Consider the following 9,862-nt stretch of genomic DNA (forward strand, 5'->3'; position numbering starts at 1 on the left):
GGCTCGGGGCTTCTTCGTACCGGGCTCTTCGTACCGGACTCTTCGTACCGGTCAGTCGACGATGACGCGGCGGACGCGACCGGTGAGCCGCGTGAGGATCTCCTCGCCCACGGTGCCGATGCGCTCGGCGAGCCCCGTGGCCGTGGTCTCGCCATGGGCTCCCCCGCCGAACAGACGTACGGTGTCGCCGACGCGCGCCCCGTCGAGGTCGGCGACGAGCGAGGTCGTCTCGCCGATGCGGTCGAGGACTCGCGCCCCCGCAGAGGTCCCGATGAGCGCGCCTGACAGGGACGACGGAAGGCCGTCGAATGCACCGATGCCGATCACCGCATCACGTCCGTCGATCTCGATCACCGACGCCGTCAGTTCGGCGACCGGCCGGATGCCGTCGAGATCGGGACCGTCCGCGGAGCGGATGCCGTAGCAGAACGCCCCGATGCGGGAGAGGGAACCGCGCAGTTCCGGACGCCACCAGGACGCAGCGGACGCCGTGAGATGCAGCGCGGACGGTGTCGGGCCCGTGGCCGAGGCGACCTCGACCGCGTCGTCGAAGACGCGGCGCGCATCATCGTCCTCGGCATCGCTCGCCTCTGCCAGATGACTCCAGACGCCGACGAACTCGAGGGATCCCTCGCGCTCCGCCGCACGCGCGAGGGCCACGGTCTGCGCCCAGTCCTCGGGAAGGATGCCGTTGCGATGCAGTCCGGTGTCGATCTTGAGATGGACCCGCGCGCGCATGCCCAGCGAATCGGCTCGCGAGATCACCCGGCGCAGGTATTCGTCGGTTCCGACTCCGAGATCGATCTGTTGCAGCAGCGCCTCGTCGACCTCGTCATCCTCAGACGTCGCCCACGCGAAGATCCGCGCGGGCTTCTCGAGGACACGGCGGATCTCGACGCCGCCGCGGATGTCGTAACTCCCGTACCAACCGATGCCGGAGTTCTCCGCGGTCTCGACCGCCCAGGTGAGGCCGTGCCCGTAGGCATCGTCCTTCATCACGAGCATCAGTTCCGAGGGCGCGATGCGTCCCCGAACCGCGTCGATGTTCGCGCGGAAGCGTCTGCTGTCGATCCTGAGCTCCGGACGGGTCATGGCTCCCATTCCCTCACCGCGTGCGTGGCGGCGACAGCGACGAGCTCGGCGACGGTCAGCCCTGTGATCGACGCCCACTGCGCGAGAGCGCCCGACACCGGGCCGCGTCCGCCGAAGTACGTCGCTTCGGCACCGATCTCCGCGTCGCCGCCGTCGAGGTCGACGACGCACACGTCCATCGCCACACGTCCGATGATCGGATGCAGTGATCCGTCGATCTCGACCGACGCGCGATTGCTGAGACTGCGCACGATGCCCTGGGCGTATCCCCCGGTGACCAGTGCCACCCGGGTGGCCGTCTGTGCTCGGAAGGTGTATCCGTAGGAGACCGCATCGCCCGGCTTCAGCCGCTTGGTCGACATCACGCGTCCGACCAGGCGGAGAACCGGATCGGTCGTGAGAGCACCGGAGGCGTCGGGAAGCCCGTACAACAGCCGGGCGTCGATGTCGGCCGTCGCCTCGACGACCGCGTCGAGGCCCTCGAGTCGAAGTGCTTCGACCTGCGCCGGGGTGTCGACGAGAACGGCATCCGCCCCCGCGATCTGCACGGCGTGAGCCACGGAGAGCACGCCGTGGCCCCAGGCGTCGCGTCGGAGATCGGCGATGCTGCCGCCCGCGGCCACCGCCGCAGCGGCCGCGCTCGTCAACGCGGACCGGGAGATCACGCCTCGGGGAACCGCGCTGCTGGTCACCATCAGAGGCCTATCGTGCGGAAGTCCTTGCTGTGGACCAGGTGTTCGATCGCGGCGCGCGCACCGTCGGCGTACTCGTTCAGGGAGGCGTGCTCGGCGCCGGTCGCCCAGGCGAAGCCCCGCCGATCTGCGACGGCGCGGAGGATGGCGTCGGTCCACCATGGATTGAGCGGCAGGGCGGGACCCTGCACGTTCGAGGCATACGCCTGATCGCGGCGGACGATCTCTCCTGCGCTCTCACCGAGGCGGAAGCTGCCCTTGCCGTCGACGACGGTCCCGACGGCCACGGCATCCGCATCGAGTGTCCACGCGGAGGCGTGATCCTCGAAGCCGATCACCCTGCCGTCCGCCGTGTCGGCGATGATGTAGCCGACATTGCGCTCCCGTGTGCGGGAGACGCGGAACGGGAAGACACCGAGACCCGCGAGGACCTCACCGTCGAGCAGTTCCACGCCGTGGCTGAGGAGTTCGGCAGAGGCGCCGACAGCGAACAGGCTGCGGCCGGACGCGACGAACTCCTCGAGCTCCGTCGCGCGGGAGCGCAGGTCGTCGACGACGATGCGCATCGCCGACAGCGGGCCGTTCCCGAAAACGATGATGTCGGTGTCCGCGGGGAGTTCATCGCCGATGCCGACGTGGTGGACGTCGACAGCGATCCCTGAGCGCTCAAGCCGGGCCTGCAACGCGCGGACGTTCCCGCGGTCACCGGTGATCCCGAGCTCGACGGGGTACATCTGGACGATAGACACGGTCTCGGTCATCGGCGGGCGATCTCCTGGTCTCCGTGGCCGAGCAGGCGGCGTCCGATCATCATCAACTCGTAGTTCACGAACCAGGTCTGGCGGCCAGACGGCGAGGGGTCCAGCGACCGCATGATCGCGACCGCCTTCTCCATGTCGGGCTCGACCACTCCGATCTCCACTCCGGCGTGCTCGAGGCTCAGAGCGAGCTGATAGGCCTTCTCGCCCGTCACGACATCGATCCGCTTCAGCACGTCGAAATCGACGTCGTACAGCCATGACACGTCCGGGGTGCCCTCATCGATCGCGATCAGCGCGCGCTGCGGCGTGCCGTCCAGAGCGTCGAGGTTCATCTGCAGGCTGGGCGCGTTCTTGAACATCACGAACTCGACCTGTTCGCCGGCAGGATCGCGGCGCAGCGGGATCACCTCGCCGCGACCGTAGGCCGGGGCCATCCGGGCGAAGCCGTCCGCTGCAGCCGCGGTCGTGAAAGCCGCACCCAGCACGCGCGAGGCGACGGTCAGCGCCGCTGCGGCATCCGCGGCGTAGTGCAGACCACGAGCCGGCAGGGTGAGTGCCGCGTCCTGGCCGTCGACCCGGACGACGACGTCACGCCCCTCGACGCTGATGACCTCGGCGTACGCCTCTCGATCGAGGACGCCGGCATTGCCGCTGCGAGTGTCGGCGGCGTTCGCCAGACCGTGCGCGGACGCGGCGACCAGCTCGGCCGAGACCCCGAAGAACGACACCTCGCCACGCATGGCATCTGTGTCGATCTTGCTGAGGTAGGGATCGTCCCGATTCACGATCACGTGAGCCGAGGCGCGCTTCGACGCCTCGAGCATCATGTCGGCGACGCGTTCGGTCTCGTAGAAGCGGTAGAGCTGGTCGACCTGCACGTTGAGCGACAGGATCACCGACGGGGAGAGCCGATCGGCGAGGTCGGCCGCATAGCCCTCATCGATCTCGAGCACGGCGACGTCGGCCTTGATGCGACCGGTGAGCGTGGCATCCGCCAGCAGAGCGCTCGTCACGCCTTGCGGCAGGTTCGCACCCGTCGGATTCGTGAAGACGGTCAATCCGTGCGCACGCAGCACCTCGCTGATCATGTGCGTCGTCGTGGTCTTGCCGTTCGAACCGAGCACGAACACCACACCGTGACGGAACTGACCCGCCAGGGTCGGCAGAAGCGTCGGCGCGAGCCGGTTCGTCAGGTACCCGGGGAACGCAGATCCTCCACCGCGCAGACGCGTGGCGAACCGTGCGAGCTTCCCTGCGAAGACGGGGAAGATGTACCGGATGCCAGCGGAGCGCGCCTGAGGTGCGCCCGCCATCATTCGAGGTAGTCCCGCAGCGACTGCGACCGGCTCGGGTGGCGCAGCTTGGCCATGGTCTTCGACTCGATCTGACGGATGCGCTCGCGGGTGACCCCGAACGTGTCGCCGATCTGGTCGAGGGTCTTCGGCTGACCGTCGCCCAGACCGAAGCGCATGCGGATCACACCCGCCTCGCGCTCGGAGAGCGAGTCGAGCAGCTGCTCGAGCTGACGCTGCAGCATCGTGAAGCCGACGGCGTCCGCGGGAACGACGGCCTCGGTGTCCTCGATGAGGTCACCGAACTCGCTGTCGCCGTCCTCACCGAGCGGGGTGTGCAGAGAGATCGGCTCACGGCCGTACTTCTGCACCTCGACGACCTTCTCGGGCGTCATGTCGAGTTCACGGCTGAGCTCTTCGGGGGTGGGTTCGCGTCCGAGGTCCTGGAGCATCTGGCGCTGCACGCGCGCGAGCTTGTTGATGACCTCGACCATGTGCACGGGGATGCGGATGGTCCGCGCCTGGTCGGCCATGGCGCGCGTGATGGCCTGGCGGATCCACCAGGTGGCGTAGGTCGAGAACTTGAAGCCCTTGGTGTAGTCGAACTTCTCGACGGCGCGGATGAGACCGAGGTTGCCCTCCTGGATGAGGTCCAGGAACTGCATCCCGCGGCCGGTGTAGCGCTTCGCGAGGGAGACGACGAGACGAAGGTTCGCGCCGAGCAGGTGGCTCTTCGCGCGCTGGCCGTCGCGGGCGACCCACTGCAGGTCGAGACCGAGCTGGCTGGTCTTCTCGGCGGCCGACATGGTCGACAGCTTCTCCTCGGCGAACAGACCCGCCTCGATGCGCATCGCGAGCTCGACCTCTTCGGCCGCGTTCAGCAGCGCGACCTTACCGATCTGCTTCAGGTAGTCCTTGACGGGGTCGGCGGTCGCGCCGGTGATCTGGGTCGAGTAGACCGGGACCTCTTCATCGTCCTTGGACGAGATGACGATCGCGCCGGTCGGAAGCGGCTCGGTGAACGCGGGCTTCTTGTCGTCCTCGTCCTCCTCCGCCTCGGCGACGGGAGCATCGTCCTCTTCGACGATGTCATCCGCCTTCTTCTTCTTCGCGGGCGCGCGCTTCGCGGCGGCACGCTGAGCAGCGGTCTTGGGCGCGGGCTTCTCCGCGGCCTCCGCGATCTGCTCGTCGACGTCGGGTGCGTCGGCGGTCTTCTTCGTCCGGGATGTTTTTGTCGTGGCAGGAGTCACGTTTCGCCTTTCACGGGGCTGCTGGATACGCCCCGGGACTTTCGGACACTAGTAAGACCCTTGTCAAGTCCGATCTTCGAAAAGACCGATTGACAACGGGTCGAACCCCTAGTATCGCACACGTATGGGAGTGCGGGCGCATTCCGGACGGATCCGTCAGCCGCGACCCTGTTTGTCGTCATCACCCGACGGCCGCGTCGCGAGGTAGCGCTCGAGTTCCGCAGCGAGCTCATCGGCGCTCGGCAGATCGCGTTCGCTGAAGCCGCCCTCGTCGTAGCTGCCGTCCTCAGGATCGCGGCCCGCCATGTAGGCGTCGTAACGGCGCTCGAGGTTGTGCACCATCTGCTGCAGCTCCTCGTTGCCGATGACCTGCTCGTTCACCCGGGTGAGATAGTCCTCGCGTCGCTCCTGGACCTCGTCGAGAACCAGGACGAGCCCGGTCGCCGCCATCAGCTTGTCGGCCGCCATGATCACGGCATCCGGGTTCTCGGTCTCCGCGAGGTAGTGCGGCACCAGGAGGACGAAGCCGACGGCGCGCTCACCGCGCTCGGCGAACCGGTACTCCAGCAGATGCCCGGCGGTCGCGGGAACCTGGGTGCGCGGACGCCAGACGGAGTGCACGACCGCGAGGTCGCGCCGATTGCCGCTGACCGTCGTGCCGATCGGACGGGTGTGCGGCACCGGCATCGCGATCGAATGCACCCAGTTCAGGCCGGACACCTCGTACTCGGCGGCCAGGTCGAGGACCGTGTCCGCGAACGCGTTCCATGCGAAGTCCGGCTCGTATCCCGCGAGCAGCAGGAACTTCTGGCCGAGCGCGTCGGTCGCCAGGGACAGCTCGAGCCGCGCGGGGCGGAACTCGGTCAGATGGTCCTGATCGAACGAGATCACGGGGCGCCGAGCCCGGTAGTCGAGGAGCAGATCGTTGTCGAAGACCACGACGGGCTGCGGATCGGTTGTCTCGCGCAAGTGATCGATCAGACCGGATACGGCGTTTCCGGCATCGGTGAAGCCGGTCAGGAGCACGACCAGGGGCAAGCCGTGCGGAACCGCCGGCGCGCTGGCGACGCGGTCATGGATGTCTCCGGAGAAAGGCATGCTCCCATGCTACGAGCAGCCTCCGACGGCGGGGCTGCTCTCGTCATGCTCAGAGCGAACACGCACGTCCGCCGCTGGCGCCGCGCGGGCCGGCCGTCCCTAGGATGGAGGTCATGACGCTTCCCGCGCTCTCGAGCACCTCAGATCAGTTCCCCGGAAGCGCTGCAGACGCGGCAGTGCTCGTCATCCCCGACATCTCGGATTCCCTCGAGCCGCTGTCCGCCTACCCCGGTCTGGGCGAGGCCTTGCAGGGAATCGGGTTCACCGGTTCGGCATCCGCTTTCGCCCGCGTGCACGCACCCTCGGTGACGGATCTGCCACTCGCCGTCGTCGGAGCCGGCCGCACGCCGGATGCGAGCACGGTGCGCGCGGCGGTCGGCGTCGCGCTGCGCACGCTCACCGGCTTCGCCACGGTCTCCCTCGCCCTGGCACCCGGGCTCGAGGAGCACGCGGAAGCGGCCGCAGAAGGCGCCGTGCTCGGCGGACACCGCTTCGACGGGTACAAGAGCGACCCGCCCAAACCGCGTGCGTCGGCCGTCACCCTCCACGCCGACCTCGACGACGAAGCCGTCGCCAGGGTGAACGCGATCGGCGAGGCCGTGGCGCTCGTCAAGGATCTCGTCAACGTCCCCGCCGAGTGGCAGAGCCCCGCTCAACTGGCCCAGAGCGCGGCGGCCAGCGTCGCCGGTCTCGACGTCACGGTGGAGATCCTCGACGAAGATGCCCTGGCCGAGCATGGCTTCGGAGGGATTCTCGGCGTCGGACAGGGCTCCGATCGTCCGCCGCGCCTCGTCCGCCTCGACTACTCGCCCGCCGATGCCGTGCGTCACATCGCGCTCGTGGGCAAGGGGATCACCTTCGACACCGGTGGGCTGTCGCTCAAGCCCGCCGCGTCGATGGTGGGAATGAAGTTCGACATGGCCGGCGCGGCGACGAGCCTCGCCGCGCTGCGGGCGATCGCGGCTCTCGCGCTTCCCGTACGCGTGACCGCGTGGCTGTGCATCACCGACAACATGCCCTCCGGACGCGCGATCCGCCCGGGAGACGTGCTGCGGATGCTCGACGGCACCACCGTCGAGGTCAACAACACGGACGCCGAGGGACGGCTGGTCCTCGCCGATGGGCTGGTCGCGGCGAGCCGCGAGAACCCCGACGTCATCATCGACGTCGCGACGCTCACCGGCGCGATCGTCGCCGCGCTCGGGCACCGCCACACGGGGGTCTTCGGAGACGATGAGACCGTCGCCGAGTTCCTCGCCGCGGCCGCAGAGTCCGACGAGCTCGCCTGGCACATGCCTCTCCCCGCGCACATGGAGGATTCCCTCGACTCCCCGATCGCCGATCTGCAGAACGCGAACATGAGCGATCGCATGGGAGGGGCGTCGTACGCGGGACTCTTCCTGCGCCGCTTCGTCGGGCGCATCTCCGATGCGGACGACGCACCGCGCATCCGCTGGGTGCATCTCGACATCGCCGGATCCAGCGAGCACAACGGTGCGCCCTACGGCTTCACAGAGAAGGGGCCGACCGGGGCGATGGTCCGCTCGATCGTCGCCTTCGCCCAGGCATCCCGCACGGAGGCATGACCATGACCACTCACACCTTCGACATCGTCGTGCTCGGCGGAGGCAGCGGCGGCTACGCCGCGGCCATCCGCGCCAGCGAGCTCGGCAAGTCGGTCGCCCTCATCGAGAAGGACAAGGTAGGCGGCACCTGCCTGCACCGCGGCTGCATCCCCACCAAGGCCCTGCTGCACGCCGCCGAAGTCGCGGAGCATGTGCGGGGCGCAGCCCACGTCGGGATCTCGGCGACTCTCGACGGCATCGATCCGGCGGGCGTCCGCGCTTACCGCGAGGGCATCGTCGCGAAGAAGTTCAAGGGACTCGAAGGACTCGTCAAGGCGCGCGGCATCACGACGGTGAGCGGACTCGGACGGTTGAACCCCGACCGCAGCGTCAGCGTCGGCGACGACGTCTACGTCGGCGCGGACGTGATCCTCGCCACCGGGTCGTACAGTCGCACGCTCCCCGGGCTCGAGATCGGCGGGCGGGTGCTCACCAGCGAGCACGCGCTTGCGCTGGACGTGATCCCCGAGCGCGTCCTGATCCTGGGCGGCGGAGTGATTGGCGTCGAGTTCGCGAGTGTCTGGCGCTCCTTCGGCGCCGAGGTCACGATCATAGAGGCTCTGCCTCACCTCGTGCCGAACGAGGACGTCGCGATGAGCAAGGGACTCGAGCGGGCATTCCGCCGGCGCGGGATCACCTCCTCTCTCGGCATCCGCTTCTCATCCGCCACGCAGGACGACACGTCCGTGACCGTCACACTGGAGGACGGCTCCACCCACACGGCCGACTATCTGCTGGTCGCCGTCGGTCGGGGACCAGCGACCGCAGACCTCGGATTCGAAGCGGCGGGCGTGACCCTCGAACGCGGGTTCGTCACCGTCGACGAGGAGCTGCGAACCGGAGCCCCCGGTGTGTGGGCGGTCGGCGACATCGTCCCCGGCCTTCAGCTCGCGCATCGCGGATTCCAGCAGGGCATCGCGGTCGCGGAGCGCATCGCGGGCCTCTCGCCCGCGCCGGTCCCCGACGCGCAGATCCCCAAGGTCACCTACTCCAGCCCGGAGGTGGCATCGGTCGGCATCAGCGAGGCTGCGGCGATCGACGCGCACGGAGCGGATGCCGTCAGCGCCTACGAGTACAACCTCGCCGGCAACGGCAAGAGCGAGATCATCGGCACGGCGGGTCTCGTGAAGGTCGTCCGTCTGAAGGACGGCCCGGTCCTCGGCGTGCACCTGCTCGGTGATCGAGTCGGTGAACTGATCACCGAGGGCCAGTTGGCCGTCGCCTGGGAGGCGCACCCCGAGGACATCGCTCCGCTGATTCACGCCCACCCCACCCAGAGCGAAGCCCTGGGTGAGGCGTTCCTGGCGCTGGCCGGGAAGCCGCTGCACGCCCTCTGAACACCAACCGGTGCGCAGGTCACTAAGCTAGACACGCGTCAAAAACACATTCTTGAAGGAGACTCCGTCATGAGCACATCCGTGGTCCTCCCCGCTCTCGGTGAGAGCGTCACAGAGGGTACGGTCACCCGCTGGCTGAAGCAGGTCGGTGACACAGTGCAGGCGGATGAGGGCCTGCTCGAGATCTCGACCGACAAGGTCGACACCGAGATCCCCTCCCCCGTCACCGGTGTGATCGAGGAGATCCTGGTCGCCGAGGACGAGACCGTCGAGGTCGGCGCGCTCCTCGCGCGAATCGGCGATGGCAGCGCGGCCGCCCCCGTGGCGGATGCTCCGGCAGCCGCCACGCCGGCCGCAGAGGCAGCGCCCGCAGAGGCCCCGGCACCGGCGGCAGAGCCGGAACAGGCACCCGCCGCTCCGGCCGCCCCCACCGCGGCACCCGCCGGCGACGCGACCGACATCGTCCTCCCCGAGCTCGGTGAGAGCGTCACGGAGGGCACCGTCACCCGCTGGCTGAAGCAGGTCGGCGACTCCGTCGAGGTCGACGAGGCGCTGCTGGAGATCTCGACCGACAAGGTCGACACCGAGATCCCGTCGCCCGTCGCGGGCGTGCTGCAGGAGATCGTCGCCGGCGAGGACGAGACCATCGCCGTCGGCGCGGTCCTGGCTCGCGTCGGCTCCGGCGCTCCGGCCGCGGCTCCTGCCGCTCCCGAAG

9 protein-coding genes are annotated in these 9,862 nt (G+C 68.7%); 3 read left to right on the plus strand and 6 right to left on the minus strand.

Features of this window, described 5'->3' with window-relative positions; genetic code table 11:
* Positions 1-51 precede the first annotated feature (51 nt).
* The 6 genes from ACI3KS_RS17515 to ACI3KS_RS17540 form a co-directional block, all read right to left on the minus strand.
* Positions 52-1,092: an alanine racemase gene (locus ACI3KS_RS17515; protein ID WP_404919818.1), complete on the minus strand. Its 1,041-nt coding sequence runs from the start codon at positions 1,090-1,092 to the stop codon at positions 52-54.
* Positions 1,089-1,787: an alanine racemase gene (locus ACI3KS_RS17520; protein WP_404919819.1), complete on the minus strand. Its 699-nt coding sequence runs from the start codon at positions 1,785-1,787 to the stop codon at positions 1,089-1,091. The genes ACI3KS_RS17515 and ACI3KS_RS17520 overlap by 4 nt, the downstream gene beginning before the upstream one ends.
* A complete protein-coding gene (locus ACI3KS_RS17525) occupies positions 1,787-2,545 on the minus strand; it encodes a type 1 glutamine amidotransferase (RefSeq protein ID WP_404919820.1) in 759 nt (252 codons plus the stop codon). Before ACI3KS_RS17525 ends, ACI3KS_RS17520 begins: the two co-directional genes overlap by 1 nt.
* The gene (locus ACI3KS_RS17530; RefSeq protein ID WP_404919821.1) at positions 2,542-3,858 is read right to left on the minus strand and encodes a MurT ligase domain-containing protein; all 1,317 of its coding nucleotides are present in this window, start codon (positions 3,856-3,858) and stop codon (positions 2,542-2,544) included. Before ACI3KS_RS17530 ends, ACI3KS_RS17525 begins: the two co-directional genes overlap by 4 nt.
* A complete protein-coding gene (locus ACI3KS_RS17535; protein ID WP_404919822.1) occupies positions 3,858-5,087 on the minus strand; it encodes an RNA polymerase sigma factor in 1,230 nt (409 codons plus the stop codon). The genes ACI3KS_RS17530 and ACI3KS_RS17535 overlap by 1 nt, the downstream gene beginning before the upstream one ends.
* Before the next feature lie 156 nt (positions 5,088-5,243).
* Positions 5,244-6,185: a proteasome assembly chaperone family protein gene (locus ACI3KS_RS17540; protein WP_404919823.1), complete on the minus strand. Its 942-nt coding sequence runs from the start codon at positions 6,183-6,185 to the stop codon at positions 5,244-5,246.
* Between the two features lie 113 nt (positions 6,186-6,298).
* Between ACI3KS_RS17540 and ACI3KS_RS17545 the strand changes: the two genes are divergently transcribed.
* The 3 genes from ACI3KS_RS17545 to ACI3KS_RS17555 form a co-directional block, all read left to right on the plus strand.
* The gene (locus tag ACI3KS_RS17545; RefSeq protein WP_404919824.1) at positions 6,299-7,771 is read left to right on the plus strand and encodes a leucyl aminopeptidase; all 1,473 of its coding nucleotides are present in this window, start codon (positions 6,299-6,301) and stop codon (positions 7,769-7,771) included.
* A 2-nt stretch (positions 7,772-7,773) separates the two neighbouring features.
* The gene (lpdA, locus tag ACI3KS_RS17550) at positions 7,774-9,147 is read left to right on the plus strand and encodes a dihydrolipoyl dehydrogenase (protein WP_404919825.1); all 1,374 of its coding nucleotides are present in this window, start codon (positions 7,774-7,776) and stop codon (positions 9,145-9,147) included.
* 69 nt (positions 9,148-9,216) lie between these two features.
* Positions 9,217-9,862, plus strand: a 646-nt coding sequence (locus ACI3KS_RS17555; RefSeq protein ID WP_404919826.1) for a biotin/lipoyl-containing protein, incomplete at its 3' end; no start/stop codon positions are given.

This window comes from Microbacterium sp. ZW T5_45, assembly GCF_044987415.1.
GTDB lineage: Bacteria > Actinomycetota > Actinomycetes > Actinomycetales > Microbacteriaceae > Microbacterium.